The following is a 26,901-nucleotide window of genomic DNA, read 5'->3' on the forward strand; positions in this document are numbered from 1 at the left end:
TTGGAGGAGGAAAATATGGAAATAAATCGAATCACTTTGATTATTATGGACAGCGTGGGTATTGGGGAGTTACCCGATGCAGCTAAATACGGTGACCAGGGAAGCAATACCCTTGTTAACTGTGCCCGGGCCGTTGGCGGGCTGAAACTGCCCAATCTGGCCCGCCTGGGGCTGGGATATATAGCGAAAATAGAAGGAGTGCCGGCAGTGGAAAAGCCGCTGGCGGCCTACGGGAAAATGGCGGAACAATCAGCCGGCAAGGATACCACCACCGGGCACTGGGAAATAAGCGGCATTATATTATCCTCTCCTTTTCCGGTGTATCCCGAAGGTTTTCCCCCGGAAGTCATAAAGCCCTTTGAGAATAAAATCGGGCGAAAAGTACTTGGCAATAAAGCGGCATCGGGCACTCAAATTATAGAAGAACTGGGCGCTGAACATATGAAAACCGGACGCCCCATTGTATATACCTCCGCTGACAGTGTATTTCAAATAGCAGCCCACGAAGAGATAATTCCGGTTGAAAAATTATACTCAATGTGCAGAATTGCCCGGGAAATTTTAACCGGGAAGCACGCGGTAGGCAGAGTTATCGCCAGGCCGTTTCTGGGACAGCCGGGTTCCTTCTGGCGTACAGCCAACCGCCAGGATTTCTCCTTGAAGCCTCCTGCCCCAACGGTTCTCGATCTATTAAAAGATCACGGCCTGGAAGTTATGGCCGTGGGCAAAATTGAGGATATTTTCGCCGGTGAAGGTATTTCCCGCTCCGTTCATACCGAGGGGAACATGGACGGTGTGGACAAAACATTGAAGTTTATGCGCGAACCCAACAACCGGGGACTTATTTTCACCAATCTGGTGGACTTCGACTCCCTTTACGGGCACCGAAACAATCCCCAGGGTTATGCCGGCGCACTGCAGGACTTTGACGAAAGAATCCCCGAAATATTGGAAGCGGTACGGGATGATGAAATCTTAATCATCACTGCCGACCACGGTTGTGACCCCACCACGAAAAGCACCGACCACTCCCGGGAGTATGTTCCCCTGTTGGTTTACGGGAAACAAGTGAAAGCAGGCACCAACCTGGGCATACGTAATTCCTTTGCGGACGTGGCAGCCACTATTGCCGACCTGTTCGGCCTTTCATTTCCTGTGGGCGAAAGCTTCGCCAAAGATATTTTGGTTAAATAGAGGAGCGAAAAAAATCATGCGCATGTACGACATCATCCTGAAAAAACGCCGGGGCCTGGAACTCTCCCGGGATGAAATAAATTTTTTCATCCGTGGTTACACCAACGACACCATACCCGACTACCAGGTGGCCGCGCTCTTGATGGCCATATACTTTAAAGGACTGACACCCCGGGAAACAGCGGACCTGACCATGGCCATGGTGGAATCCGGGGATACGGTAAACCTGTCACCCATTCCGGGAATCAAGGTTGATAAACACAGCACCGGCGGGGTGGGTGACAAAACCACCCTGGTCCTTGCCCCCCTTGTAGCGGCTGCGGGAATACCGGTGGCCAAGATGAGCGGCCGTGGGCTGGGCCATACCGGGGGCACTATTGATAAGCTGGAATCAATACCCGGGTTTAAAGTTTCCATACCCCCGCATGAATTTCTCGAACAAGTAAAAAGGATCGGGGTAGCCGTGGTAGCCCAAACCGGTGAATTGACCCCGGCGGATAAAAAGCTTTATGCTTTAAGGGACGTAACAGCCACCGTAGACAGTATTCCCCTTATTGCTTCCAGTGTAATGAGCAAGAAAATTGCTTCAGGGGCTGATGCCGTTGTTTTGGATGTAAAGTGCGGAAGCGGAGCCTTTATGCGCAATATTGATGACGCCCGGGCACTGGCCCGCACCATGGTGGAAATAGGGAAAAGTGTGGGCCGGCAAACTGCCGCCGTTATAACTAATATGGACCAACCCTTGGGCTGTGCCGTGGGTAATGCCCTGGAAGTGCGGGAGGCCATTGAAACCCTTAAAGGTACCGGTCCCCCGGATCTGGTGGAATTGTGTCTCGCACTGGGCAGTGAAATGCTGGTTTTAGGAGGCCGGGTCGAATCCCGGAAAAAAGCCCGGGCTATTTTGCAGGAACTGCTGAATAACAGAAAGGCCATGGGCAAGTTTAAAGAAATGGTAGAAAAACAGGGCGGAGCGGTAAGAGTTTTGGAAAATCCCGAAGAACTGCCACGGGCACAATACATCCACGAAATTAAAGCACCAATAAATGGTTACGTATCTGCCATCAACGCAGAAGTGGTAGGAAATACTGCCATGCTCCTGGGAGCCGGCAGGAGAACCAAGGGCGAATCCATAGACCCTGCCGTGGGGGTAGTTATTTACAAAAAAGTAGGGGATAAAATTAAGGCCGGGGAAACACTGGCGGAACTGCATTTTAATCACCCGGCTATACTACAGAAAGCCAGTGAACTTTTAGCATCTGCCTATACCTTTTCCCAACAACCTCCCAAAGCAGCCCCTCTTATTCTGGAGACGGTATACTGAGATATACCTGCATAACTTTTATCCCCCTTTAACATAATATTTTTTAAATCCAACAAGTCCATTCACAAGGGGGATAACAAATGCGTCATAAATTAATAAGCTTCCTTGCAACATTAACAATATCTCTCATATTTGCCCTGCCGGCACATACTGCTCAGGACAAGATTACGGAACAAAATTCTTCACAACTGGAAACCAAGGCTGAATCAGCTGTACTTATGGATTATGTATCAGGGAAAGTTCTTTATTCCAAGAATCCCGATAAAGAACTACCCATGGCCAGCGTAACCAAACTGATGACCTTACTTCTGGCCGTAGAAGCAATTGACCAGGGAAAGCTCAACCTCTCTGACATAATTATAACCAGTGAACACGCGGCAAGCATGGGCGGCTCGCAAATCTACCTGGAGCCCGGTGAAGAAATGACCGTGGAAGATATGTTAATTGCCATTGCGGTGGGCTCGGCCAATGATGCCAGCGTGGCCATGGCCGAACAGGTTGCCGGGTCGGAAGAAGCTTTTGTTGACCTTATGAACCAAAGGGCAAAGGAACTGGGACTGAAGCACACCCACTTTGCAAATCCCACCGGGCTTCCCGCCGAAAACCATTATACATCTGCCTATGATGTGGCCGTTATTCTCAGGGAAAATCTTAAATACCCCCTTTTTAGAAAGGTTTCGGCCATATATGAATACGACCTCCGGGGGGGAGAATTCAAACTTTGGAATACAAACAAACTGCTCAAATGGTACCCCGGTACGGATGCCGGTAAAACAGGCTGGACAACGGAAGCCAAGTACTGTCTTGCCTCTTCAGCCAAAAGAGAAGGCTTAAGGCTTATTGCAGTGGTTCTCGGAACACCAGAGCCCAAAAGTCACTTTCGGGAGTCCATCAAACTTTATAATTACGGTTTTGCCCGCTATCAAATGGTAAACCTGGCCGGTGCCGGTACCCGGGTCAAAACTATAGATGTTAACAAGGGAACGGTGGAAAGGGTAGGAGTTGTTACCGAAAGGCAGGTAGGATTTGTTGTCCCGAAGGGACAGGAGAAAAGTGTTCGCGGCCAAATTAAGGTTCCCAGCGAAATTACCGCCCCCGTAAAAAAAGGGCAGGAAATAGGCACTTATGTAGTATTGAAGGATGGCCGGGAAGTAATGAGCGTGCCGCTGGTGGCAGAAAATGCCGTACCTAAAGCCTCCATTTTTAAGCAAATGTTTAAAGTGCTGGACAAAATGTATAAAATGAGCGGCCAAGACAGGCTTACCTGTCTTTTTTCTTTATTATATTATCTTGCCAATTAACAATATATTTGGTAATATTTAGTAAGCATTTAACATTTAATTAGGGAGGTCTAAGGGTATGCAGCTGGATACAAGCTTTAAAGAGCATACATTACTGGTTCATTTATCAGGGGATTTAGATCTTAATGTTACAGATAAATTACGTGAAGCTTTAGATAAAAAACTCGATGAATTGCCCGTGACAAATCTTGTTTTAGATCTGTCCGACGTGAATTTCATTGACAGCTCCGGACTAGGAGTATTACTCGGGAGATATAAGCGAGTATCAAAGGCCGGGGGAAAAGTAATTTTAGCCGGCGCTAAGCCCCACGTACGAAATGTTCTCGAACTGTCGGGCTTGTTACGTATTATGGAAGAATATCCATCTATTGATGATGCCCTGATAGGGCAAGGAGGAGTTTAAAATTGGCTAAAACAAATCAATTAACCATTGAATTTTCAAGTTTGCCTGAAAATATACCCTTTGCCCGGGTAGCCGTGGCAGCTTTTGCATCCCAATTAAATTTTACCTTAAATGACCTGGAAGAAATCAAAGTTATGGTATCGGAGGCGGTAAGTAATGCCATAATTCACGGCTACAATAACTCTCCCAATGAAAAGGTAAAAATTCGCGCCTTCATACACGAGCAAACCCTAACTATTTCCGTAGAGGATACGGGAAAAGGAATAGAAGATATTGCCCGGGCGTTGGAGCCGGCTTATTCCAGTGATCCCGAGCGTATGGGACTGGGATTTGTATTCATGCAATCCTTTTCCGACCATATGGACGTGGAGTCTGCCCCTGGGAAAGGTACCAAGGTAACCTTAATCAAAAAAGTGAGCACTGAAATAGGAGCGGCATGTTCCGCCCATTAAAGGGAGATACTATGAGCGGAAAAATTTTGGAGATGGACCTACCGCAATTTCCCCTTTTGCGGGATAACGAAATGCGAGAATTATTGGCCCGGGCCCAGACCGGTGACGAGCAGGCCAGAGAAAAGTTAATTAATTGCAACCTGAAACTGGTTTTTAATGTGGTTAAACGGTTTCAAAACCGGGGCTATGAGCTGGAAGACTTGTTTCAAATAGGTTGTATAGGGCTAATGAAAGCCATTGACAAGTTTAACCTTTCCTATAATGTAAAATTTTCCACATATGCAGTTCCCATGATTGTGGGAGAAATAAGACGGTTTTTAAGGGATGATAACCCGATAAAGGTCAGCCGCTCCTTAAAAGAATCTGCGTATAAAATTCAACAATCCAGGGAAAGACTCACCTCGAAACTTGGCAGGGAGCCGACCATTCAAGAAGTTGCCAAAGAATTGGGAATGACCAAGGAAGAGGTTGTTAATGCCCTGGAGGCTTCTCAACAACCTGCATCCATATATGATACGCTCCATCAAGATGACGGCGACCCCATTTATCTGCTGGACCAGCTCAGTAACCAGGAAGAAGGTGATTCTCCCTGGCTGGACAAAATATCTGTAAAGCAGTTATTAAAAACACTACCGGCAAGGGACCGGCAAATATTACTTTGGCGATTTTTTGAAGATAAAACCCAGGGGGATATTGCCAAGCGCCTTGGGCTTTCCCAGGTCCAGGTTTCACGCCTGGAACGGCAGGCTTTGAAAAAACTACGCGACTTAATAAATGAAAAGGAATAATAAATGAACCCATTCCCGACGGAATGGGTTCATTTATTATCCATCAACCAATGCATAAAATAGGGTGAATAACACATAATACAACTGCTGTTTTAAAAGACTATAAGAAGAGGTGTAACAGGTGGTAGAGGTTAAAGATTCACAGCCCGCTGAAATACAAAAACGCCAATATAAACAACTGGTAAACAGGATTAAGCCAAAACCTACCCTGGCCAGAAACGTAATTTGGGCCTTTATTGTAGGAGGTTTAATTTCTCTGATAGGTCAATTTTTCTTAAATTTATATTATAACCAGGGGCTAACCCTCAAGGAGGCCGGGGCCGCCACTTCCATTACCCTTGTATTTTTATCGGCTTTGCTAACCGGCCTTGGGTATTATGATGAAGTAACTAAACTGGGCGGTGCCGGCGGAATTGTTCCTATCACTGGATTTGCCAATGCCATGATTTCACCGGCCATGGAGTATAGAACAGAAGGTTTGGTTCTGGGTGTAGGAGCAAAATTATTTACTATAGCCGGCCCCGTACTGGTATACGGCATAATAGCCGCCTGGCTGGCCGGATTCATTTATTATCTGGCAAAATAGGAGGAAACCCAATGGCAGCTCCTAAAAAGAACGGACAACAGACAATAGCTTTTTCCAACCCACCTGTGATAATAGCCACAGCCAGCATTGTAGGCCCGGAAGAAGGTGCCGGTCCCCTGGCAACTTCCTTTGACAAGGTGATTAATGACGAGCATTACGGAGAAACATCTTGGGAAAAAGCGGAAAGACGCATGCTCGAAGAAGCTTTTAACATGGTCCTCCAAAAGGCCGGGCTTCAGCCTCAAAATGTGGATTATATGCTGGCAGGAGACCTTCTAAATCAAATTGTTAGCGCCAACTATACAGCGAGAGCTTTGGGCATTCCTTTTATTGGGCTATACGGGGCATGTTCAACCATGCAGGAAAGTATGATTTTAGGAGCCATGTTAATTGACGGCGGCTTTGCAGAATACGTGCTGGTGGGAACGGGTAGCCATTATGCCACTGCCGAACGACAATACCGCTTCCCCATTGAACAGGGAGTACAAAGATCTTTAGCATCTCAGCGGACTGTTACCGGTGCAGGCGCTATGGTACTTGCCAGTCAGGGACAGGGACCCAGGATCACCCATGCCACCGTAGGCAAAGTAATCGACCTGGGGCAAGGAGATCCCATGGACATGGGATCAGCCATGGCCCCTGCTGCTGCCGATACCATAGCAACTCATCTTTCTGATACTGCCAGGGACCCGGTAACTTATGATGTCATTATTACAGGTGACCTGGGGACTTACGGTAAGAAACTGGCCCAGGAACTTTTAAAACAAAAGGGTATAGATGTCTCCGACCGGTTTACCGACTGTGGCATTTTAATCTACAGTCCAGACCAGGATACCCATGCCGGGGGAAGTGGATGCGGTTGCTCCGCGGTGGTAACCTGCGGGTACCTTATCCAGCAGCTAAATTCAAAAAGAATTAAACGGGTGCTCGGCATTGGAACAGGCGCACTGTTGAGCCCGGTTATGACCGGCCAGGGCGAAACCATTCCATGTATTGGACATGCAGTGGCTATAGAAATGCCTTAGGGGGTAGTAGAATGATATTCTTAAAGGCTTTTATTATAGGTGGTTTAATCTGCGTAGTGGGCCAATTATTAATGGACCTTACTAATTATAAAATAACTCCTTCTCATATTTTAGTAGGGTTTGTCACGCTGGGTGTTATTCTCAGTGCTGTAGGTATTTATCAACCCCTGGTGGATTTTGCCGGAGCCGGCGCAACGGTCCCCCTCACCGGATTTGGTCATACTTTAGCCCAAGGCGCTATCCAGGGAGTACAAAAGAACGGGCTTTTAGGAGTTTTTACCGGAGGAGTTGCAGCAGCCGCGGCGGGAATTACCGCTGCCGTTGTATTCGGTTACATAGCTGCCCTGGCCTTCAAGCCCAAGGCTTAAAAACGTAATCGGTATAGGTTGATATCGGAAAAATGGACGGCTTTGATGATTACAGGCGAGGTGCCCCTTTAATCACTAAGGCCCTCAAGGAGATAATGGAGAGGAGTGGATTTTTTGACTCAAGCCGCCGTGGAAAATAAAACTAAATTAAGCAAGAATCTGGACGATAACCTGTCTTTACTGGACTCAAAACTGGCCTTTGACAAAAATTTTGACCTTATAAAAAGGGAAATAATGGTTGGTGGGCGCAGGGTAGCCCTTATTTTTGTAGATGCCTTCGTTGACGCGGAATTGATGACCCTGATACAGCGCAATTTGAGCGAATTGGGACGGGAAGATCTGTCCGTTGACGCCTTTAAAAAACTATTTCACCAGTATATAAATTATGTGGAAGTGGATACAGCTGAACACCTGGAAGACGCCGCTGAAAAAGCATTGTCCGGTCCCCTGGTAATGATTGTTGACGGATCGGACCGGGCAATTGTCATAGATGTCCGTACCTATCCCGGGCGCCAGCCGGCGGAGCCGGACCTGGAAAAGGTGGTTAGGGGCTCCCGGGATGGATTCACTGAAACCTTAGTATTTAATACGGCCCTTATCCGGCGCCGGCTAAGAGACCCCAAGCTGCGTATGGAATACGTTCAGGCCGGAAACCGCTCTAAGACAGACATCGTTGTTTGCTATATCGAGGACATAGCCAACCCGGAACTGGTTAACAGCATAAAGGAAAAACTGAAAAATATTTATATTGACGGGCTTCCCATGGCGGAAAAAGCAGTGGAGGAACTAATTACACCGGGAAGTTACTGGAACCCTTTCCCAAGGGTGCGGTACACGGAAAGGCCGGATGTTGCCGCCGCTCATCTCCTGGAAGGACACGTTCTGGTGCTAGTAGACACATCGCCCAGTGTTATAATAGCACCGGCCACCTTTTTCCATCATGTCCAGCACGCCGAGGAATACCGGCAAAGCCCTACCATAGGGATTTACTTGCGCTGGGTGCGCTTTGCGGGGATATTGATTTCGGTATTTTTACTCCCTCTCTGGATGTTGGTGGTACTGCACCCTGAACTTCTCCCCAAAAATCTGGAATTTATAGGGCCCAATAAAACAGGACAGGTACCCATATTCTTGCAATTTATCATTGCAGAAATTGCGGTAGACTTGGTGCGCATGGCAACCATACACACACCTACGGCCCTGGCCACAGCAGCGGGATTGATTGCCACCTTGCTTATCGGTGAAATGGCGGTCTCTGTGGGACTTTTTAATGTTGAAGTAATCATGTACACAGCAACAGCAGCCATAGGAACCTTCATGACTCCCAGCTACGAGCTCAGTATGGCTAACCGCCTTGCCCGCTTAGTTCTTTTGATAGTAACATTCCTTTTTGGCTTACCCGGATTCATTATAGGCACGGCGCTTTTGATATTCTGGCTGGCCTCGACAAAATCCTTCGGCATACCTTACCTGTGGCCGCTTATACCGTTAAATTTAAAAGCTTTGGGCACAATATTAGTTCGGACGCCGGTACCTATTACCAATACCCGTTTTAGTGTTTTCAGTCCCCAGGATCGCGACCGGCAGGGAAGACAGGGGGTGCCCGAACCTGCCCGCAAGCCTGTTACCAAAGAAAGAAGAAAACGATAACTCGAAAAATGAAAAAAGGAGCGGGTTTCCGCTCCTTTTCACTTTTTATTAGGCCGCTTTTTCCATGGCTTCCCTGGCCATGATCAACAGCTGGCGTGCCCCGTCATTTTTGGGGTTAAAATAAAGTTCTTTTTGTAAACAGGTACAGGCTTCTTTATATTTCCCCAAGTAATAATAAGCTTCTCCCATGGCGGCAAAAATAAAGGTCCAGCGAGGCCTGAGGAAAGCCAGTAACGACAAATATGTTAAGGCTTCCTTATATCTTTCCAGGCGCAAAAGACAAATGGCAAAATTAAACATAGCTTGCGGGTTTAGAGGCCGCAATTTCAGAGCCTCACGGAAATTAGATATTGCATGAACCCAATGACCGTTTAAGCTGTGAATAACCCCCATAGCAAACTTTCCAATATAACCTTCCGGCTTCAACTTATAAATTTTAAAGTAACAGCTTTTTACTTGCTCCAGGTTACCCCGCCTGGATGCCCTCTCTGCCCGGCAAGCCAGCCAGTGAAGATATAGGTCCTTGCCCCAGAACAACAGTAGTAGGCCCCCAAAAACCCCTAACAGCCACTGAAAGGAAATATCCCGGGAGGGTGCCCAATAAGCCGTCAAGCCTGCTGATGCACAGGCGGCGATTGCAAAATATAATAATTTTTTCATGTTCTTCACCCCTCGCTTTCTTTATCCCATTTTATTAAATCGTGAATTAAGTGGTCACCAATTATACCGTAAACAGTCTAAAATAAGGGTCCGCCGGTTAATAAGGAAGCAATACATTTGAGTATATTTTACTATTAACCTGCCAATACTATTGAAGTGATATAAATGCCTAGTACCGGTTAATATTACAACATATGTTCATCCCGGTAAGTACTTTTAGGCAGTCCATGCGGAGGAATTAAAGGTGCAACAAACCGTAGGCATACCGCGAGCTTTACTTTATTATGACTTTTTTCCCATGTGGAGTACATTTTTTAACTATTTGGGTGTAAAAACTGTCGTTTCCCCGAAAACCAATAAAAAAATTTTGGAGGCCGGTTTAAAAAATACCGTTGATGAAGCATGTTTACCTATTAAGCTGGCCATGGGTCACGTAATTGAGCTGGCCGGAAAAGTGGACTATATATTCCTTCCCCGCCTGGTCAGCTTAATCCCCCGGGAATACATTTGCCCCAAATTCCTCGGATTTCCGGATATGGTTAGGCAGTGTACGCCCGGTACACCAAAACTGATTGACGTAAATATAAATCTTTATCATCCCCGAAGCAAGGCGCAAAAAACATACCGGGAAGTGGGAAAACTCTTTTCCCGAAATCCGGTAAAAATAGATCTGGCCTATTGGAAAAGCTGTAAAGCTTTAAAACATTATAAAAAGCTTTTAAGTCAATGCATTCTTCCTGATAAAGCTATGGAAATAATGCAAGGAAAGGAAATCAAACCGGAATATAATCCCCAAGATACCACCATCGCCCTAATCGGCCATTCATACAACATTTACGACCGGTACATCAGCATGAATATTATTGGAAGACTAAAAAAGATGGGTGTAAACGTGGTTACCGCGGACAACCTTTCCGAAGAAATAATTTGCCGCGAAACCGGGACCTTGCCTAAAAAAATTTTTTGGTCTATGGGAAAAAGGATGATGGGGGCAGCCCTCCATTTTATGCATAACCCGCGTATCTCGGGAATTATATGCGTCACCTCATTTGGATGCGGGCCGGATTCCCTCATCGGCGAGCTTATTGAGAGGTACTTACGAAGAACTAGGCAAATTCCTTTCCTTAAACTAACCCTGGATGAACATACAGGGGAAGCAGGGGTTATAACCCGGCTGGAAGCTTTCCTTGATATGGTGCACTGGAAAGCGAGGAGAATTGGCGTATGAAAGTAACCTTCCCCCACATGGGGCACCTGTGGATTTCCGTAAAAGCAATGTTGGAATACTTGGGAGTAGATGTTCAAGAACCACCTCCCACTACCAAAAAAACGCTAATTTTAGGTACCAAACACGCCCCTGAATTCGCCTGCATGCCTTTAAAGCTAAACCTGGGCAATTTTATGGAAGCGGCAGAATTGGGGGCGGATACCATAATGATGGCCGGAGGGTGCGGCCCATGTCGCTTCGGCTACTATGCCCAGGTCCAACATGCCATTTTGAAGGATTTAGGCTACAACTACAAACTGGTAGTAATGGAGCCGCCAGAAAAAAAAATATCCGAACTTCTAATAAAAATCCGTTACATAACTGGTAATCATTCTTGGTGGAAGGTGATTAAAGGTATTCGATTTGGTTATAACAAGGCCAAAGCCGTAGATGAACTGGAAAAAAAAGCTCACTGGCTGCGTCCCCGGGAAATTGTCCCCGGGTCCACGGACAGAGCTTTCAAAAAAGCGCTAGAACAAATAATTAATGCCAAAACTCCGGAGGAAATGCCGGAAGCGGAAACAAGAGCAAGGCACATATTGGAACAGGTAGCGTATGATAGCCGCCGTCCCGTGGTCAGGATAGGGATTGTAGGGGAGATTTTCACATTATTGGAGCCCTTTGCAAACCTTGACCTGGAACGACACTTGGGTCGTTTAGGAGCGGAAGTGGACCGCTCAATTTACCTGAGCGAATGGATAAATGACCACCTTTTCATGGGGCTTATCAAGGGAATGCGCAGCAGCAAGGACTCACGCCGGGCAGCCCCTCCCTATCTGAACCACTTCGTAGGGGGCCACGGACAAGAAAGCGTGGGGAGCACGGTACTTTACGCCAAGCAGGGGTTTGACGGGGTGATTCAACTCCTTCCCTTCACCTGCATGCCGGAGATAATAGCCCAAAGCATTCTTCCGGAAGTGAGCACCGACCTGGGAATACCTGTCCTAACCCTTATAGTAGACGAGCAATCGGGTGAAGCAGGCATAATCACCCGCTTGGAAGCATTTATAGACCTTCTAACCCGAAAAAGGCAAGAAAAAGAGGTGCTGGCCCAATGAAAGCCTATTTGGGAATTGATGTGGGATCAGTAAGTACTAACCTTGTATTGATAGATGAACAATGTAAAGTAATTGATTCCATTTACTTGCGTACCTGTGGGCAGCCCATAATAGCCCTGCAAAGGGGGCTGCGGGAAATAACTTCCAGGCTACCGGAAAAGATCCGGCTGAGTGGTGTGGGAACAACGGGAAGCGGGCGCCACCTGGCCGGAGTCATAGTAGGGGCCGACGTTATTAAAAATGAAATTACCACCCATGCAGTGGCAGCATCCTGGGTGGTGCCGGGAACACAAACTATTTTAGAGATAGGTGGTCAAGATTCAAAGATAATAATTCTCCGGAACGGAGTAGTGTCTGATTTTGCCATGAACACGGTATGTGCTGCAGGCACCGGGTCATTTCTGGACCAGCAGGCAGCCCGCTTGAATATAGCCATAGAAGATTTCGGTCCTATTGCTTTGAAAGCCGTTACCCCCGTAAGAATCGCGGGCAGGTGTGCAGTTTTTGCAGAAAGCGATATGATTCACAAGCAGCAACTGGGCTATAACTTACCGGATATTCTGGCCGGATTATGCGAAGCTCTGGTTAGAAACTATCTCAATAATGTGGGAAAGGGAAAAGAAATTTTACCCCCAGTGGTTTTCCAGGGGGGCGTTGCTGCCAACGTAGGTATGAAAAGAGCCTTTGAAAAAGCTCTGGACACGGAAATTCACGTACCTAAATATTACAATGTCATGGGAGCATTGGGAGCAGCCATTTTGGCCAAGGAAGAAACCGAAAAAACCGGATTAAGTAAATTTAAAGGATTTTCAGTAGCCGATACCAATTACCAGGCCGGCGGATTTGAGTGCCACGATTGTCCTAATCTCTGTGAAGTAGTTGAAATATCGGAATCCGGTACAGTGGTTGCCCGGTGGGGTGATCGTTGCGGTAAATGGTCCAGTAATATAGAAAAACAAGAAAAAATAAGCTAAAAGAGCAAAAAATGTTGCAGGATTTTTTAAAATAAGCTAAAATGGCCACATGGTACATTAAAATACTTAGAAAAGAGGAGATTGATGAGATGAGGGAAACAAAAATATTACTTTCTGACAATGAACTTCCCACCAGTTGGTATAACATTCAAGCAGACATGCCTAATTTGCCGAAACCTCCCCTTAACCCGGCTACCAAGCAGCCGGTGGGACCGGAGGACCTCTCTGCCATATTTCCTCCCGAGCTAATAAAACAAGAAGTTAGCCAGGAACGCTGGATAGAAATCCCCGAAGAAGTTCAGGAAATTTATCGCCTGTGGAGACCTTCCCCGCTAATCCGCGCCCGGCGGCTGGAAAAAACACTGGACACCCCGGCCCGCATCTTTTTTAAATGTGAAGGAGTAAGTCCCGCCGGCAGCCACAAGCTCAACACAGCAGTACCACAGGCCTATTTTAATAAAAAAAGCGGGATTAAAAGGCTGACCACCGAAACAGGCGCCGGCCAATGGGGTGTGGCCCTTAGCCAGGCCTGTAATTTCTTTGGCCTGGAGTGCAAAGTATATATGGTAAAAGTAAGCTACCAGCAGAAACCATATCGCCGTTCCATGATGCAAATTTTTGGTTCCGATGTAGTACCCAGTCCCAGTGAAGAAACCGAAGCAGGAAGAAAGGTGCTCGAACAAGACCCCGATTCCCTGGGCAGCCTGGGAATTGCCATCAGTGAAGCCGTTGAAGTGGCAGCCAGTAGGGATGATACCAACTATGCCCTTGGCAGCGTGCTGAATCATGTATTACTGCACCAAACCGTTATCGGCCTTGAAGCTAAAAAGCAAATGGCCAAGGCAGGGTACTACCCTGACGTGGTAATCGCCTGTTGCGGCGGGGGCAGCAATTTCGGAGGGATGGCCTTCCCCTTTGTCCACGATAAATTAACCCGCGATGCCCGGGTTCGCTTGGTGGCTGTAGAGCCCACTGCATGTCCCACCCTGACGAGGGGTAAATTCGGATATGATTTTGGTGATACGGCAGGCTTGACGCCACTATTGTCCATGTATACCTTGGGTGCGGAATTTATGCCCCCGGGTATTCACGCAGGCGGCCTGCGTTACCACGGAGACTCGCCATTAGTCAGCCAGCTGTATCATGACGGAATTATTGAAGCCAGGGCAGTGGAACAAACAGCCATCTTTGAAGCCGCAATTTTATTTGCCCGCTCCGAGGGAATAGTTCCGGCCCCGGAATCCGCCCACGCCATTCGCGGAGCCATAGACGAAGCACTGGCCGCCCGGGAGGCAGGGGAAAGCAGAACAATTCTATTTAACCTCAGCGGGCACGGCCTTCTGGACCTGCCCTCCTACGACTCCTATTTTGCCGGCAAATTGGAAGATTACCGCCTTCCCGATGACGTACTGCAAAAATCGCTGGCCAAGTTACCTGAAGTTAAGTAAATGGCTGCAGCAAATATGCTGCAGCCATTTTTACATTTACATTGACCGACAAATAGTGTCATGTTAAAATCATTCAAGGTTTTAGTTGTTCTTTTAACGAAAAGACAGGAATTATTGGGAGGCTAAGTAAATCATGAAATTGCAAGGAACCATGCGTATAAATTCCCGGGGTCACCTGGAAATAGGCGGGTGTGACACCACAGAGCTCGTCCGGGAATTTGGAACTCCCCTTTACATTCTTGACGAACAAACCTTCCGCGAACGCTGCCGGCAATATTACCGCTCATTCACCGAAAAATACGGAGGTCTCGTTTTATATGCCGCAAAGTCTCTCCTCACCCTGGCCGTCTGTCATATAGTAAATGAAGAAGGCCTCGGACTGGACGTGGTTTCCGGTGGAGAATTATATACCGCTTTAAAAGCGGAATTTCCCCCCGAGAAAATATATTTCCACGGAAATAACAAATCTTCTGAAGAATTAAAAATGGCCCTGGAAGCAGGAGTGGGCCGCTTCATGGTTGACAATCTCTACGAATTGGAAATGTTAAATGACCTGGCCGGGAAAATGGGCGTAACGGCCAATGTCGACCTGCGGCTGACCCCGGGCATAGAGGCCCACACCCATGAATACATTAAGACCGGTCAAATAGATAGCAAGTTCGGCTTGGTCATTGAAAACGGACAAGCCATGGAAGGCATAAAGAAAGCCCTGGCAATGCAAAATATTCAATTAAAGGGTTTACACTGCCATATTGGCTCGCAAATTTTTGAGCTGAATTCCTTCGCCCATGCCGCTGGTGTAATGCTGGACTTTGCCAAAGAATCCAAAATTGAAACCGGCTGGGTGCCGCAGGAACTGGACTTGGGCGGCGGACTGGGAATTTATTACTCTTCCGGAGACCAGCCCAGGCCTGTGTCTGAATTAGCGGAACTGGTAATGGAGACTATTCGGAAAAAGGTTTCGGAAATAGGTATACCAGTGCCCAGAATAATTGTCGAGCCCGGCCGTTCCGTATCCGGGCCGGCGGGTATTACCTTATATACCATTGGATCAATTAAAAATATTCCCGGTATAAGAAAATACGTAGCAGTGGACGGCGGCATGGGTGACAACCCCAGGCCGGCCCTTTACCAGGCTGTTTACGAGGGCATGGTGGCCAACAAAGCCAGTGAAGAGCCCAAAGAGGTGGTTTCTATAGCCGGCAAGTGTTGTGAATCAGGTGATATGCTTATCTGGAATATAAAATTACCCCCCGTAGAGCCGGGTGACATTCTGGCCGTAAGCGCCACCGGTGCTTATAATTACTCAATGTCATCCAATTACAACATGCTTCCCAGGCCGGCAATGGTTTTAGTAAAGGACGGGCAGGCCGACATTATTATAGAAAGGGAAACTTATGAAGACCTGTTAAAAAAAGATATCGTTCCAAAGCGGCTTTTAAAAAATAAAGTAATAGATATAGCCTCTGCAAAATAATTACGGCGCCCCCGGGGCGCTTTAATTCTATATGTCTGTATGATATAATACCTATATTTGGAATGGCATTGGTACCAATTACGGAGGCGATTGCATGCAAGTCATTACCACCCACACTAACACGGATCTGGACGGCTTGGCCGCAGCAGTTGCCGCCCAAAAGCTCTACCCGGGCGCCGTTCTAGTGTTTCCCGGTAAACTTTCTCGAAACGTGGAAGAATTTTTGGCCTTACACAAGGATACTTTTGCCATTCAGAATCTTAAAAACATTGACCTGGAACAAATTACGAGGTTAATTGTGGTAGATACCAAAAATCCCCGCCGGCTGGGTAAGCTGGGTGAAATAATCTCAAAAGACGGCCTGGAAATACATATTTATGACCACCATCCCTGGGCGGCAGGTGACCTAAGGGGTTCAACGGAAGTGGTTGATGCCGTAGGAGCTACCGCAACGTTGCTAGTAGAGAAAATTAAGGAACAGAATATTCCCATTTCGCCCCTGGAAGCAACCACTATGATATTGGGTATTTACGCCGATACGGGGTCCTTGTTATTTACCAATACCACGCCCCGTGATATCAAGGCAGCGGCCTACCTGCTGGAACAGGGAGCCAAACTTTCAGTGGTTGCCGATTTTCTTGGCCGCCCTTTAACGGATGAGCAAAAATCTCTGCTTAAGGACCTGGTAATGTCAGCCACACATTATTCCATCAGGGGAGTCAAAGTTCTTGTAGCCAAAGCCCGGGTGGATGAATTCATTGTGGGGCTGGCTACCCTCACCCATAATCTCGCGGAAATTGAACGCCCGGACGCTATTTTTACGGTAGTTGAAATGGAAGACCGGGTACATATTGTAGGGCGCAGTAATGTGCCCCAGGTAGAGGTAAATAAGATAGTATCTTATTTTGGGGGTAAAGGGCACGCGGAAGCTGCTTCCGCAACGGTAAAAAATGAAAATGTTGACGAGATTGCCGAAAAGCTTTTACAAATCCTTCATGACAAGATAAAGGCCCCATTACTGGCGGCTGATATTATGTCCAGTCCCGTTAAATCCGTGGTACCTGGTACAACCATTGCAGAAGCAAATCAAATAATGCTTCGCTACGGTCATACAGGATTACCCGTGGTAGAAAAAGAAAAGGTAGTAGGGGTAATCTCCCGCCGGGACGTGGAAAAGGCAAACCGCCACGGCCTTGGACATGCACCGGTAAAAGCCTTTATGACCAATAACGTAATAACGGTTTCGGAAGATACCCCAATATCTAAAATACAAGAATTAATGATTGAGCACGATATAGGAAGGTTACCGGTTACAGCCAACGGGAAGCTTGTAGGTATTGTTTCCCGCACTGATCTTTTGCGCACATTGCACGGGGAAATACAAGCCCGGCACCGAACTGTCTATACCAGCCCCAAGGAACTTCCATATTATAATAATATAAGTGATTTGCTGCGGCGCAGCCTATCACCTTCCATGTGGAATATCTTGAAACAGGCCGGGAAAATAGCTGATGACCTGGGTTATAATGTTTATGCTGCCGGAGGCATAGTGCGGGACGTTATGCTAGGCGCAGACAGCCTGGATGTCGACCTGGTGGTAGAGGGAGACGGAATTGCATTAGCCGAGGCCCTGGGCGCCTTTTACCGTGCCAGGGTTAAAAAGCACGAAAAATTCGGCACGGCTGAGATTCAATTTTCCGAGGGGCTAAAGGTAGACGTAGCCACGGCCAGGGTGGAATTTTACGAATACCCGGCAGCACTTCCCCAGGTGGAAAGTTCCTCCCTCAGACACGACTTATACAGAAGGGACTTTACCATCAATACCATGGCTGTTTCCCTGAATGAAAAAAACTTTGGAAAATTGATTGATTATTTTGGGGGAAGGGAAGACCTGCAATATGGCCTTACCGGCTTAATTAGGGTGTTACATAATTTGAGCTTTATCGAAGACCCCATCCGAATGCTCCGGGCCGTGCGATTCGAACAGCGCTACCAAATGACCATTGAACCCCAGACATTAAAACTTTTAACCGAAACTGTTCGACAGGGCGTACTGAGCAAGGTTTCCAATGCCAGGCTCTGGGAGGAACTAAAACATATTCTAACGGAACCCCGGGCGGGTGAAATGCTTGAACGGCTTAACCAGCTGGGGTTGTGGCCGTTTCTCTTTCCTAACGTAAATTATGAGGAAACGGAAGCGGTTCAAAAAAAATTAGCCAGCTCCATATCCCTTTTAAATTCTTGGGATTTCTCGGAATCTAAAATAAAATGGCTGCCATACCTTATTGCCATTCTTCACCGGTCCGACCGGAAAACTTGCTTAAAAATTTGTCAAAAGTATAACCTGGGAAAAAGACAAACGGAAAAAATCCTTGCTACCGCTTCAGGCTGGCGGGATGCATTATTTTTAATCAGCAAAGCCCCTAAAGGAACCCCCCCCAGTAAACTGGCGGGGCAGATTCTCAGCCTTCCCAGTGAATCCTATCCGGTGCTGCTTTCTATTATGGACGAAGAATGGCTTAAAGAAAGGTTTAAGCAATTGTTATCCGCCATTCAAAGAAGCAAGCCTGGTATTAGCGGCAAATATATTAAAAGCTTAGGATATCACCCCGGTCCCATTTACCGGGAAGTACTGGAAGCAGTATGGCGGGCCCGGCTTGACGGGGAGATTTCCACCGAGGAAGAAGAGAAGGCCTTTGCCAGAAAGTATTTAAAAGAAATTGAAGGAGAGAAGCTAAATAATGTTTAATATTGATATCAGGCAAACTTTATTATTACTACCGGGGATATTTGTCGGGCTTACCTTCCATGAATTTGCCCACGGCTGGGTGGCGGATAAGTTAGGAGACCCTACCGCCAGGTACCAGGGCAGGCTAACCCTTAACCCTATTGCCCATATAGACCCCATAGGATTTTTAATGCTCTTATTCTTTCATTTCGGCTGGGCAAAACCGGTTCCCGTAAATCCTTACAATTTACGGGTAAATCCACGGCAGGGAATGCTTTTCGTAGCTCTGGCCGGGCCGGTAACTAACCTTCTCCTGGCTTTTATACTGGCCATATTTCTCCGCCTGGGGCTATTCAGTTTTATGAACGAGATTTATTACATGGCCTGGCTGGCGGTATATATAAACATAGTGCTTGCCGTTTTTAACCTTATACCGATACCCCCGCTGGACGGCTCAAAAATTCTTGCCGGTATTCTGCCGGGAAACACCCCCTGGCTTTATAAACTCGAAACTTATGGAACCATCATTTTGTTACTGCTCTTATTTACCGGAGTTATCGGCCGTATCCTGGCATTTATTATCAATCCTCTCGCTGGTTTGCTACTACCTTAACACTGAAAAAAGAAAGGAGTAACACCTGGAATGAGTCGCGGTAGAATTCTTAGCGGAATGCGCCCTACAGGAAAGTTGCATATAGGACATTTAAGCGTCTTGAAAAACTGGGTTAAACTGCAGGATGAATATGAATGCTTTTTTTGCGTGGCCGACTGGCACGCCTTAACCACCGCCTTTGACGATCCCGGAGGTATTGCTGCCAATACCAGGGAAATGGTTATTGACTGGCTGGCCACGGGAATAGATCCGAATAAAAGCGTGGTTTTTGTACAATCCCACGTACCGCAGCACGCTGAATTACACCTTCTTTTTTCTATGATAACCCCACTGGGCTGGTTGGAAAGAGTACCCACCTACAAAGATCAAGTTCAGCAACACCGTAAAAAAGGCAAAGACATAATGAACTACGGATTTCTAGGATATCCTGTACTTCAGGCCGCGGATATATTGGTATACCGCGCCGACACCGTTCCGGTAGGGGAAGATCAACTGCCCCACCTGGAATTATGCAGGGAAATTGCCAGAAGATATAATCACCTTTACAGCCCCATTTTCCCGGAGCCAAAGGCCAAACTGGCCCAGATGTCCCTGCTCCCCGGTGTTGACGGGCGTAAAATGAGCAAAAGTTATGCCAACGACATAACCATTTCTGCTGACCCCGAAGAAATAAAGAAAAAAGTTAACTCCATGATTACCGACCCCGGACGTATTCATAAGACAGACCCCGGCAACCCCGAAGTGTGCATAGTACACAAGTACCACGGGATATATTCGGCCCCGGAGCTGCCGGCCATTGAGGAAGATTGCCGCCGGGGCAACATTGGTTGTGTAGCTTGTAAGAAAATACTGGCCGAGAAACTTGACGAGGTTATTGGACCCATCCGGGAGCGCCGCGCCCAAATAGCAAAGGACCCGGGATATGTGGATGACGTGCTGGCCGAAGGAACACGCAAGGCCAGGGAAGAAGCGCAGAAGACCATGGAATTGGCCAGGAAAGCCGTGTTCGGTTAAGTAAATCATAAACAGATAAACAAGGCCCGCAGCAGCTAATAAATTAATCTGCTGCGGGCCTTGTTTTTTAAGGCATACTTAATCTTCTAATGAGGAATATTAAAAAATTAAAAAGTAACCAAAGTATTTTTTCAAGGCAGGTGAACCAATGTTACTTTTAATCCCCCTATTACTCTTTCTGACAGTTTTTTTGATTTTTTTGATAACCCCCTTAAAAATAAAAATTATTTATCGCAGGAAAGACCAAAATGATTACCTGGCCGCGGAAATACTTATGCTTGGAAACCGCTTGCCTGTCAGGTTGGAATTATACTCCCTGGACGGGCCCGGGAAGATATTCAAGCCTTTCTTAAAAATAAGGGGCAAACTCACCGGCGGGAAAAGACCTATAGCTTACTCCCAAAAGATACTTTCGCCATCCCGTTTATACCGCATATGCTGCAAAATCATGCAATATTTCCACCTGTTTAAACCGGCCCTGCATTATATGGCCAAAAGAATAAAAATACTTGATTTTCGGTGGAACACAAAACTAGGATTTAAAGACGCCGCTTCCACCGGAATGGTTACCGGTGTCCTCTGGACCTTCAAAGGATTGTTTTCCAGTATACTTTATCAGATTATGGACCACCAGGGAAAATATCCACAGATAACCATAAATCCGGCATTTAACCAAAAATTATTTGATACGGAACTTGACTGCATATTTGAAGTACACCCCGGTCATATTATTATTACCGCTCTTAAAACAATAAAGTTATGGTTATCAAGTCAAGTAAATCCAGGGAGGAAAGAATATGCCCGACCAGCACCCAATTGAAGGACTCATGAAAACAGCCATGGAAAGCATAAAGGAAATGACCGATGTAAATACAGTGGTGGGCGACCCGGTTGAGTCACCCGATGGAAGTGTTATAATACCCATTTCAAAGGTAGCCTGTGGCTTTGGAGCAGGAGGCGGGGAATTTGAGGCGCCCGGAAGCCAGGATAGTAATGGAAACCAGGAACAAATGCCTTTTTTTGGCGGAGGTAGTGGCGCCGGGGTTTCGGTTCAGCCGGTAGGATTTTTAGTAGTGGGAAACGGTCAGGTTAGATTGCTGCCCGTAAATGCCAATGTCACCGCGGATAGAATCATAGATATGGCACCCCAAATACTATCCCAAATCCAGTCCATATTAAGCCGGTGGAAAAATAAGGATCAGGAAAAGGACGGCGGCGGCCAGGCTCAGGCATCCACACCTGCGCAACCCCCTCCAACGGCACCAATTTAATTTTTTTAAAGTGGGCTCAAAACCCGCTTTTTTTATAACCATATTTATATTACACATTAGAAAAGTTTTTATAATTGAAGCAGGAATTTTTGCAAGTTTTGTGGAAATTTCAAATGAAAGTTTCCCGTTTCTGTCCCTTCAAATAAAATAATTAATTATCAGATTTAGCACAAACGTAAAAGGGGATGTGCCATATGAGAGATAAAAGCGAATCTTCCTATCTCACTAAAAAGTTATCGAACCATACCGGAAGAATTCTACTGGCACTAATAATAGGTTTGGGGACGGGACTGGGCGCAGTTGGTTTTCGTTATTTAATTAACTTTTTTAAAGAATTGTTCTTTACCCAAGGCGGTAACGCCTTATCGCCTCTTATGGGCCACTTTTATGTAATTATAATTCCGGTCCTGGGAGGTTTTATTGTTGGCCCGCTTACGTATTTTTTAGCCAGAGAAGCCAAAGGACACGGTGTTCCCGAGGTTATGGCCGCTGTGGCCGTTCGGGGCGGCAAAATCCGACCGCGGGTGGTTATTGTTAAAGCCCTGGCATCAGCAATTTGCATTGGCTCCGGCGGTTCAGTGGGCCGCGAGGGCCCCATTGTACAAATCGGCTCCGCCATAGGGTCCACTATCGGCCAAATTGTCAATGTCCCTACCCGAAAGTTAAGGGCCATGGTAGCCTGCGGGGCAGCGGGCGGTATAGCAGCCACCTTTAACGCCCCCATTGGCGGGGTACTGTTCTCCTTGGAAATCATCCTTGGAGAATTTACCGGCAGCCATCTTATGATGGTAATCCTTTCCGCAGTGACTGCTGCATTGGTAGCCAGAATATTTCTGGGTGACGCGCCGGCCTTTAATGTCCCGGCCTACTCGTTAAACGACCCTGTGGAGCTTATTTTTTATGCCCTTCTTGGAGCTTTATGCGCTGTGTTTGCGGTTATCTACATCCGGGCTTTGTATAAAATGGAAGACATCTTTGATACTTTTAAATTTATCCCCGAATATCTGAAACCCGCCCTCGGAGGCCTGCTTGTAGGGCTTATAGGCTTATTTTACCCGCAAGTTTTCGGAGTAGGTTATGAAAGCGTTGAATTGGCCCTGACCGGTAAAATGGTACTGGCAACAACCGCCACCCTTGTCCTACTGAAACTACTGGCCACTTGCATTACCCTGGGTTCGGGCGGCTCAGGTGGCGTGTTTGCCCCGGGACTGTTTATGGGTGCCATGCTCGGAGCAACCTACGGCTTGATATTGCATCAACTTTTTCCTTCCATCCCCATTATTCCGGCTGCGTACGCGCTGGTAGGTATGGGCGGCGTCTTTGCAGGAAGTGCCCATGCGCCTATCACAGCAATTATAATGCTTTTTGAAATGAGTAATGACTACCACATAATTCTTCCCCTTATGGTAACCTGCATTATATCCTCGGTATTGGCCCGGAGCCTGTATAAAAATAACATTTACGTTGTTAAGTTAATTCGCCGCGGGCTGGATATTGAGGCCGCAAGAAGGCCCGACGTTTTAAAAAATGTTCTTGTCAGAGATGTAATGACGAAAACATTGGAAACCCTTCCCGGTGAATTTACCGTGTCCGATGCGTGGAAATCAATTTCCGGCAGTCCGCACCAGGGCTTTCCGGTAGTTTCAGAAAAAGATGCTTTGTTGGGAATTATTACTCACCATGAACTGGAAGAAGCAGTTAATAAGGGACTTAAAAACGAAAAGCTGGCTAACTTAACAAATCGTCAACTGGTGGTGGTTACTCCCGACGAGCCCCTCAGCGTGGCAGCCAGGAAAATGGACGTGTACGATATAGGGCGGCTGCCGGTAGTAGATCCCGACGACAATTCCAAATTAGTGGGGCTGATAACCCGTTCCGACGTTATTACTGCTTACGGCAGGAAGTGGGTTTTAGACGACGATGAAGATAAATTCGATAAACCCCCTTCTTATATCAAAGTAAACAATACTTTTTAATATAACTATTGAAAAACCGGGGTTACCGATTTTTACGGTAACTCCGGTTTTTAATTTCATAATTGAATCCTTGTCCTCATAAACGTATTATTGATACTTTTAAGTGGAAGGTGAATCAACTTATGGTCAATTACGTCTGGCTGACCATGATGGTATGTGGAATTCTGGTGGCGGCATTTAAGGGACAAGTGGAAGTGGTAACCAAGGCAGCCCTGGAAGGAGCACAAACGGGTGTTGCCACTGCCATAGACCTTATTGCCATCATTACTTTCTGGCTGGGAATTATGAAACTGGCAGAAAAGGCAGGTTTGGTACGCGCACTGGCCAAAGTGGTACGCCCGATAATGGGTTTTCTTTTCCCATCTGTACCCAAGGAGCACCCGGCCATGGGGGCAATTGTAATGAACCTGAGCGCCAACATTCTTGGACTGGGGAATGCAGCAACTCCCATGGGCTTAATTGCCATGCAGGAATTGCAAAAACTTAACTGGGGAGATAAAAAGACGGCCTCGGACGCCATGTGTACCTTTCTGGCCTTAAACACTTCCTGTATAACTTTAATACCCACCACCATCATCGGTATCAGATTAATTTACGGGTCTCAGGATCCCACTGAAATAGTGGGTACAACCATATTTGCCACCGCCTGCGGCATGACTGCGGCCATTATTACAGATAGAATTTTGAGGATAATTTATAACAGCCAGGGGAGGTAATTCAATGTTCAGCTTCATTTCGGACCTTTCTCGGTGGGCGATTCCCATAGTTCTTTTAGTTATTCCCCTGGTTGCCCACCTTAGAGGAGTAAATGTTTTCGAAACCTTTGTTGAAGGAGCAGAAGCCGGATTTGGCACAGCCATTAAGACCATTCCCTATCTGGTGGCAATGTTAGTTGCCATAAGCGTTTTCAGAGCATCCGGTGCCATGGATGTATTGGTACAGATCTTCTCACCTGCTTTAAATTTGGTAGGAGTTCCTGCTGAAATAATTCCCCACGCCATAATGCGCCCTCTTTCCGGCGGGGCAGCCCTGGGTATTGCAACCGACCTTATTAAAGCCCACGGGCCGGATTCTTTCATAGGCAGGCTTGTTTCCACCATGCAAGGTAGCAGCGATACCACTTTCTATGTCCTCACCCTTTATTTCGGCTCCGTAGGGATTGCCCGCTACCGGTATTCTATTATCTCTGGTCTTGTAGCTGATTTTACAACCCTGGTAGCATCCATATATATTGCCCACAAAGTTTTCGGCTGATTTATTTCTCACCAATTTTAACGCCTGACCAGGCGTTTTTTTTTATATCACCCGGTTAAACTCTTTGAAAGAAGGTTTTTTGAAGTTTACCGGCGTATGTAAAACCAAAGGTGATAGCTTTATGAAAGAACGGCTGCAAAAATTTATAGCCCGGGCAGGGGTGGCCTCCCGGCGACATGCGGAAAAGTTAATAACTTCGGGAAGAGTTAAGGTGAATGGTATTGTGGTTAAAGAATTAGGAACGAAAATTAACCCGGACATTGATACCGTCACTGTAGATAATAAACCCGTAAAAGCAGAAGAAAAAGTCTACCTGCTTTTAAATAAACCTAAAGGATACGTTACCACCCTTTATGACCCCCAGGGAAGACCCATTATAACCGATATACTGAAAAATGTTCGGAAACGGGTTTATCCGGTAGGAAGATTAGATTACGATACGGAAGGCCTTTTGCTGGTAACCAATGACGGACAGTTAACCTATGCCCTGACCCATCCCCGGCACGAAGTACCTAAAACTTACCACGCCCTGGTAAAAGGTGTGCCCTCCAGAGAAAAAATTAACCAGATGCGAAACGGGCTAATGCTTTCCGACGGCCCCACTGCACCGGCCAAAGTTCGCCTCTTGGGACGGAAAAAAGGTAACGGTCTTTTAGAAATAACGATTCATGAAGGCAGAAACAGACAGGTAAAGCGGATGTGTGAACATATCGGCCACCCCGTTTTAGAGCTTAAACGGGTAAAACTGGGCAACCTTACCCTCAAGGGACTGGCAACGGGCCAGTACAGGCACCTTACCCGAAAAGAAATAAACGAGTTGAAGAAATTAGCGGGTAACGGAAGTAAAGGAAATGCTAACAAATAAGTAACTTTTAAAGCAGGATTTGCCCGATTTTAATCGAATAACCGAAAGTAAAGGTATAATTTGGCAAGGAGTGATAGCACCCATATGGATAATTATAATGAACAAGTAATTGCAGAAAAAATTAACAAACCAATAAAAGTTAAAGTTCGCCTGGACTTTAAAGGAATCGGCAAGCCGGGCCGGTTTCTTTTCGGCGGCAAGTCACAGGAAAAATCTGCTGAAGATACCAGAGAACAGCAGGTGGCCTTATTCAGAAATGTTCCAATACAAGGAATATATATTGAAGATATAGATGTAAGTATTGATGTGTTTACAGTATTTGATGACGCCTTAAACGGTGAAGTTGCTTATGCTCCCGTTATTCTTACCATTTATGCCGATACTTTAGAAGACATAATTCCCTTTATTGCCCGGGAGGAATTTAGGAAAATAGAAATTCTTGAACCTCAAAATTTCTCTTTATCCAGGCAAGATACCGAAAGACTGTTATTTAAAATTCACCAACAATTCAAGAGAGAAATCAATATTTTAGAAAGAAAATATCTCAAGTAAAATCAAAAATTTTAACATGGATAATTTAACCTGCCGGGGCATATATAATTAGCCAAGACAATTTACAAAGGGGTGTCTTGGCTTGCGTAACCGGAATTTTCTGGGCTGGGGAAAAAAACTTGAAAAATTACTTATCCACCTGGTAATTCTATGTGCAGTTATCCTGGTAGTTGCCCAGTCTATAGTAGTTAAAGATCCCATGCACCGGGCAATCGGTTACGTTAACCTGGAAGATGTAATAACTTCACCCGCCGCTAACCAACAATTGGTTGCGGGAGAGCCAACCATTACCCTTTATCTCAAAGATTATTACAGTTTACCTAAAATGTATGTTTTGGTAAATGGGGAAACCGTAGGTCAATTCAGTGACCGCTACGTATCCTTTCAAGTACACGATGGAGATCTAATCCAATTGGATGCAACCTTTTACGATTACCCGGTAGAAGTTCAAGTATTAACAACTTCAGAAGAAATAATTTATCCTTCAGAAGATAAAACAGTTAAAATAACGGGAATTTCATCACTGGGTAAGGTGAAAATCGATAAATCCAAATAAGTTTCCCTGTTTATTGCTTTTAATATAACCCTTAAATATAATAATAATTATCTGGGTTTGATAGAGATAACAAGGCTATATATCGCACTCTCCGGGAGTG

At 46.3% G+C, this 26,901-nt stretch carries 28 protein-coding genes; 27 read left to right on the plus strand and 1 reads right to left on the minus strand.

The annotated features are described in order from the left end of the window. The first annotated feature begins 15 nt into the window (after nt 1–15). The 11 genes from ACX4JR_RS08175 to ACX4JR_RS08225 all read left to right on the plus strand — a co-directional run bounded on the left by ACX4JR_RS08175 (nt 16) and on the right by ACX4JR_RS08225 (nt 9,088). On the plus strand, nt 16–1,194 hold the full coding sequence (locus tag ACX4JR_RS08175; protein WP_476057595.1) for a phosphopentomutase: 1,179 nt from the start codon (nt 16–18) through the stop codon (nt 1,192–1,194). A 16-nt stretch (nt 1,195–1,210) separates the two neighbouring features. Continuing rightward, the gene (locus tag ACX4JR_RS08180; protein ID WP_476057596.1) at nt 1,211–2,515 is read left to right on the plus strand and encodes a pyrimidine-nucleoside phosphorylase; all 1,305 of its coding nucleotides are present in this window, start codon (nt 1,211–1,213) and stop codon (nt 2,513–2,515) included. Between the two features lie 80 nt (nt 2,516–2,595). Next, entirely contained in the window at nt 2,596–3,816 is a 1,221-nt protein-coding gene (locus ACX4JR_RS08185; protein ID WP_476057597.1) for a D-alanyl-D-alanine carboxypeptidase family protein, read from the plus strand. A 58-nt stretch (nt 3,817–3,874) separates the two neighbouring features. Further along, nucleotides 3,875–4,219, plus strand: coding sequence for an anti-sigma F factor antagonist (gene spoIIAA, locus ACX4JR_RS08190; RefSeq protein ID WP_476057598.1), 345 nt, complete (start codon nt 3,875–3,877; stop codon nt 4,217–4,219). Nucleotides 4,220–4,221: 2 nt separating this feature from the next. Further along, the gene (gene spoIIAB, locus ACX4JR_RS08195; RefSeq protein ID WP_476057599.1) at nt 4,222–4,671 is read left to right on the plus strand and encodes an anti-sigma F factor; all 450 of its coding nucleotides are present in this window, start codon (nt 4,222–4,224) and stop codon (nt 4,669–4,671) included. Between the two features lie 11 nt (nt 4,672–4,682). Beyond that, complete coding sequence (sigF, locus tag ACX4JR_RS08200; RefSeq protein ID WP_476057600.1) at nt 4,683–5,459, plus strand: RNA polymerase sporulation sigma factor SigF; 777 nt, start codon at nt 4,683–4,685, stop codon at nt 5,457–5,459. 121 nt (nt 5,460–5,580) lie between these two features. Continuing rightward, entirely contained in the window at nt 5,581–6,045 is a 465-nt protein-coding gene (spoVAC, locus tag ACX4JR_RS08205; RefSeq protein WP_476057601.1) for a stage V sporulation protein AC, read from the plus strand. Between the two features lie 11 nt (nt 6,046–6,056). Then, nucleotides 6,057–7,070 carry a stage V sporulation protein AD gene (spoVAD, locus tag ACX4JR_RS08210; RefSeq protein ID WP_476057602.1) on the plus strand — a complete coding sequence of 338 codons (1,014 nt, stop codon included), beginning with the start codon at nt 6,057–6,059 and terminating at the stop codon, nt 7,068–7,070. 11 nt (nt 7,071–7,081) lie between these two features. Continuing rightward, entirely contained in the window at nt 7,082–7,438 is a 357-nt protein-coding gene (gene spoVAE, locus ACX4JR_RS08215) for a stage V sporulation protein AE (protein ID WP_476057603.1), read from the plus strand. A gap of 32 nt (nt 7,439–7,470) precedes the next feature. Further along, the gene (locus ACX4JR_RS08220; protein WP_476057604.1) at nt 7,471–7,578 is read left to right on the plus strand and encodes a hypothetical protein; all 108 of its coding nucleotides are present in this window, start codon (nt 7,471–7,473) and stop codon (nt 7,576–7,578) included. Continuing rightward, nucleotides 7,553–9,088, plus strand: a complete 1,536-nt coding sequence (locus ACX4JR_RS08225; protein WP_476057605.1) for a spore germination protein — start codon at nt 7,553–7,555, stop codon at nt 9,086–9,088. The genes ACX4JR_RS08220 and ACX4JR_RS08225 overlap by 26 nt, the downstream gene beginning before the upstream one ends. 48 nt (nt 9,089–9,136) lie before the next feature. On the opposite strand, the gene ACX4JR_RS08230 is transcribed toward ACX4JR_RS08225, so the two are convergent. Further along, nucleotides 9,137–9,748 carry a tetratricopeptide repeat protein gene (locus tag ACX4JR_RS08230; RefSeq protein WP_476057606.1) on the minus strand — a complete coding sequence of 204 codons (612 nt, stop codon included), beginning with the start codon at nt 9,746–9,748 and terminating at the stop codon, nt 9,137–9,139. Nucleotides 9,749–9,992: 244 nt separating this feature from the next. Between ACX4JR_RS08230 and ACX4JR_RS08235 the strand changes: the two genes are divergently transcribed. The 16 genes from ACX4JR_RS08235 to ACX4JR_RS08310 all read left to right on the plus strand — a co-directional run bounded on the left by ACX4JR_RS08235 (nt 9,993) and on the right by ACX4JR_RS08310 (nt 26,801). Then, a complete protein-coding gene (locus tag ACX4JR_RS08235) occupies nt 9,993–10,976 on the plus strand; it encodes an acyl-CoA dehydratase activase-related protein (protein ID WP_476057607.1) in 984 nt (327 codons plus the stop codon). Next, nucleotides 10,973–12,073, plus strand: coding sequence for a CoA protein activase (locus tag ACX4JR_RS08240; RefSeq protein ID WP_476057608.1), 1,101 nt, complete (start codon nt 10,973–10,975; stop codon nt 12,071–12,073). The genes ACX4JR_RS08235 and ACX4JR_RS08240 overlap by 4 nt, the downstream gene beginning before the upstream one ends. Further along, the gene (locus tag ACX4JR_RS08245; RefSeq protein ID WP_476057609.1) at nt 12,070–13,047 is read left to right on the plus strand and encodes an acyl-CoA dehydratase activase; all 978 of its coding nucleotides are present in this window, start codon (nt 12,070–12,072) and stop codon (nt 13,045–13,047) included. Before ACX4JR_RS08240 ends, ACX4JR_RS08245 begins: the two co-directional genes overlap by 4 nt. Nucleotides 13,048–13,136: 89 nt before the next feature. Further along, nucleotides 13,137–14,495 carry a TrpB-like pyridoxal phosphate-dependent enzyme gene (locus ACX4JR_RS08250; RefSeq protein ID WP_476060510.1) on the plus strand — a complete coding sequence of 453 codons (1,359 nt, stop codon included), beginning with the start codon at nt 13,137–13,139 and terminating at the stop codon, nt 14,493–14,495. Between the two features lie 133 nt (nt 14,496–14,628). Further along, nucleotides 14,629–15,972, plus strand: coding sequence for a diaminopimelate decarboxylase (gene lysA / locus ACX4JR_RS08255; RefSeq protein WP_476057610.1), 1,344 nt, complete (start codon nt 14,629–14,631; stop codon nt 15,970–15,972). Nucleotides 15,973–16,066: 94 nt separating this feature from the next. Further along, entirely contained in the window at nt 16,067–18,721 is a 2,655-nt protein-coding gene (locus tag ACX4JR_RS08260) for a CBS domain-containing protein (RefSeq protein ID WP_476057611.1), read from the plus strand. Then, a complete protein-coding gene (locus ACX4JR_RS08265; RefSeq protein ID WP_476057612.1) occupies nt 18,714–19,313 on the plus strand; it encodes a site-2 protease family protein in 600 nt (199 codons plus the stop codon). Before ACX4JR_RS08260 ends, ACX4JR_RS08265 begins: the two co-directional genes overlap by 8 nt. A gap of 30 nt (nt 19,314–19,343) precedes the next feature. Next, nucleotides 19,344–20,327: a tryptophan--tRNA ligase gene (gene trpS, locus ACX4JR_RS08270; protein WP_476057613.1), complete on the plus strand. Its 984-nt coding sequence runs from the start codon at nt 19,344–19,346 to the stop codon at nt 20,325–20,327. Between the two features lie 274 nt (nt 20,328–20,601). After that, a complete protein-coding gene (locus ACX4JR_RS08275; RefSeq protein ID WP_476057614.1) occupies nt 20,602–21,147 on the plus strand; it encodes a DUF2953 domain-containing protein in 546 nt (181 codons plus the stop codon). Continuing rightward, nucleotides 21,125–21,598, plus strand: coding sequence for a GerW family sporulation protein (ytfJ, locus tag ACX4JR_RS08280; protein WP_476057615.1), 474 nt, complete (start codon nt 21,125–21,127; stop codon nt 21,596–21,598). Before ACX4JR_RS08275 ends, ytfJ begins: the two co-directional genes overlap by 23 nt. A 194-nt stretch (nt 21,599–21,792) precedes the next feature. Then, the gene (locus ACX4JR_RS08285) at nt 21,793–23,574 is read left to right on the plus strand and encodes a chloride channel protein (RefSeq protein WP_476057616.1); all 1,782 of its coding nucleotides are present in this window, start codon (nt 21,793–21,795) and stop codon (nt 23,572–23,574) included. 122 nt (nt 23,575–23,696) lie between these two features. Continuing rightward, nucleotides 23,697–24,290, plus strand: a complete 594-nt coding sequence (locus ACX4JR_RS08290) for a nucleoside recognition domain-containing protein (protein ID WP_476057617.1) — start codon at nt 23,697–23,699, stop codon at nt 24,288–24,290. A 4-nt stretch (nt 24,291–24,294) separates the two neighbouring features. Then, the gene (locus ACX4JR_RS08295; RefSeq protein ID WP_476057618.1) at nt 24,295–24,828 is read left to right on the plus strand and encodes a spore maturation protein; all 534 of its coding nucleotides are present in this window, start codon (nt 24,295–24,297) and stop codon (nt 24,826–24,828) included. Nucleotides 24,829–24,949: 121 nt separating this feature from the next. Beyond that, nucleotides 24,950–25,693 carry a pseudouridine synthase gene (locus ACX4JR_RS08300; protein ID WP_476057619.1) on the plus strand — a complete coding sequence of 248 codons (744 nt, stop codon included), beginning with the start codon at nt 24,950–24,952 and terminating at the stop codon, nt 25,691–25,693. An 84-nt stretch (nt 25,694–25,777) separates the two neighbouring features. Beyond that, nucleotides 25,778–26,245, plus strand: a complete 468-nt coding sequence (locus tag ACX4JR_RS08305) for a hypothetical protein (protein WP_476057620.1) — start codon at nt 25,778–25,780, stop codon at nt 26,243–26,245. Nucleotides 26,246–26,327: 82 nt separating this feature from the next. After that, the gene (locus ACX4JR_RS08310) at nt 26,328–26,801 is read left to right on the plus strand and encodes a hypothetical protein (RefSeq protein WP_476057621.1); all 474 of its coding nucleotides are present in this window, start codon (nt 26,328–26,330) and stop codon (nt 26,799–26,801) included. Nucleotides 26,802–26,901 lie beyond the last annotated feature (100 nt).

It is taken from the genome of Desulfofundulus sp. JL263-se (assembly GCF_056316025.1).

Bases quoted from the DNA above. Each gene is read 5' to 3' on its own strand.
- spoVAE (WP_476057603.1), top strand. From the start codon at position 7,082: ATGATATTCTTAAAGGCTTTTATTATAGGTGGTTTAATCTGCGTAGTG.
- ACX4JR_RS08250 (WP_476060510.1), top strand. From the start codon at position 13,137: ATGAGGGAAACAAAAATATTACTTTCTGACAATGAACTTCCCACCAGT.
- ACX4JR_RS08245 (WP_476057609.1), top strand. From the start codon at position 12,070: ATGAAAGCCTATTTGGGAATTGATGTGGGATCAGTAAGTACTAACCTT.
- lysA (WP_476057610.1), top strand. From the start codon at position 14,629: ATGAAATTGCAAGGAACCATGCGTATAAATTCCCGGGGTCACCTGGAA.
- ACX4JR_RS08180 (WP_476057596.1), top strand. From the start codon at position 1,211: ATGCGCATGTACGACATCATCCTGAAAAAACGCCGGGGCCTGGAACTC.
- ACX4JR_RS08300 (WP_476057619.1), top strand. From the start codon at position 24,950: ATGAAAGAACGGCTGCAAAAATTTATAGCCCGGGCAGGGGTGGCCTCC.
- ACX4JR_RS08175 (WP_476057595.1), top strand. From the start codon at position 16: ATGGAAATAAATCGAATCACTTTGATTATTATGGACAGCGTGGGTATT.
- ACX4JR_RS08290 (WP_476057617.1), top strand. From the start codon at position 23,697: ATGGTCAATTACGTCTGGCTGACCATGATGGTATGTGGAATTCTGGTG.
- trpS (WP_476057613.1), top strand. From the start codon at position 19,344: ATGAGTCGCGGTAGAATTCTTAGCGGAATGCGCCCTACAGGAAAGTTG.
- spoIIAA (WP_476057598.1), top strand. From the start codon at position 3,875: ATGCAGCTGGATACAAGCTTTAAAGAGCATACATTACTGGTTCATTTA.
- ACX4JR_RS08230 (WP_476057606.1), bottom strand. From the start codon at position 9,748: ATGAAAAAATTATTATATTTTGCAATCGCCGCCTGTGCATCAGCAGGC.
- spoVAD (WP_476057602.1), top strand. From the start codon at position 6,057: ATGGCAGCTCCTAAAAAGAACGGACAACAGACAATAGCTTTTTCCAAC.
- ACX4JR_RS08260 (WP_476057611.1), top strand. From the start codon at position 16,067: ATGCAAGTCATTACCACCCACACTAACACGGATCTGGACGGCTTGGCC.
- ACX4JR_RS08265 (WP_476057612.1), top strand. From the start codon at position 18,714: ATGTTTAATATTGATATCAGGCAAACTTTATTATTACTACCGGGGATA.
- ACX4JR_RS08295 (WP_476057618.1), top strand. From the start codon at position 24,295: ATGTTCAGCTTCATTTCGGACCTTTCTCGGTGGGCGATTCCCATAGTT.
- ACX4JR_RS08240 (WP_476057608.1), top strand. From the start codon at position 10,973: ATGAAAGTAACCTTCCCCCACATGGGGCACCTGTGGATTTCCGTAAAA.
- sigF (WP_476057600.1), top strand. From the start codon at position 4,683: ATGAGCGGAAAAATTTTGGAGATGGACCTACCGCAATTTCCCCTTTTG.
- ACX4JR_RS08285 (WP_476057616.1), top strand. From the start codon at position 21,793: ATGAGAGATAAAAGCGAATCTTCCTATCTCACTAAAAAGTTATCGAAC.
- ACX4JR_RS08305 (WP_476057620.1), top strand. From the start codon at position 25,778: ATGGATAATTATAATGAACAAGTAATTGCAGAAAAAATTAACAAACCA.
- ACX4JR_RS08275 (WP_476057614.1), top strand. From the start codon at position 20,602: ATGCTTGGAAACCGCTTGCCTGTCAGGTTGGAATTATACTCCCTGGAC.
- ACX4JR_RS08220 (WP_476057604.1), top strand. From the start codon at position 7,471: ATGGACGGCTTTGATGATTACAGGCGAGGTGCCCCTTTAATCACTAAG.
- ytfJ (WP_476057615.1), top strand. From the start codon at position 21,125: ATGCCCGACCAGCACCCAATTGAAGGACTCATGAAAACAGCCATGGAA.
- ACX4JR_RS08185 (WP_476057597.1), top strand. From the start codon at position 2,596: ATGCGTCATAAATTAATAAGCTTCCTTGCAACATTAACAATATCTCTC.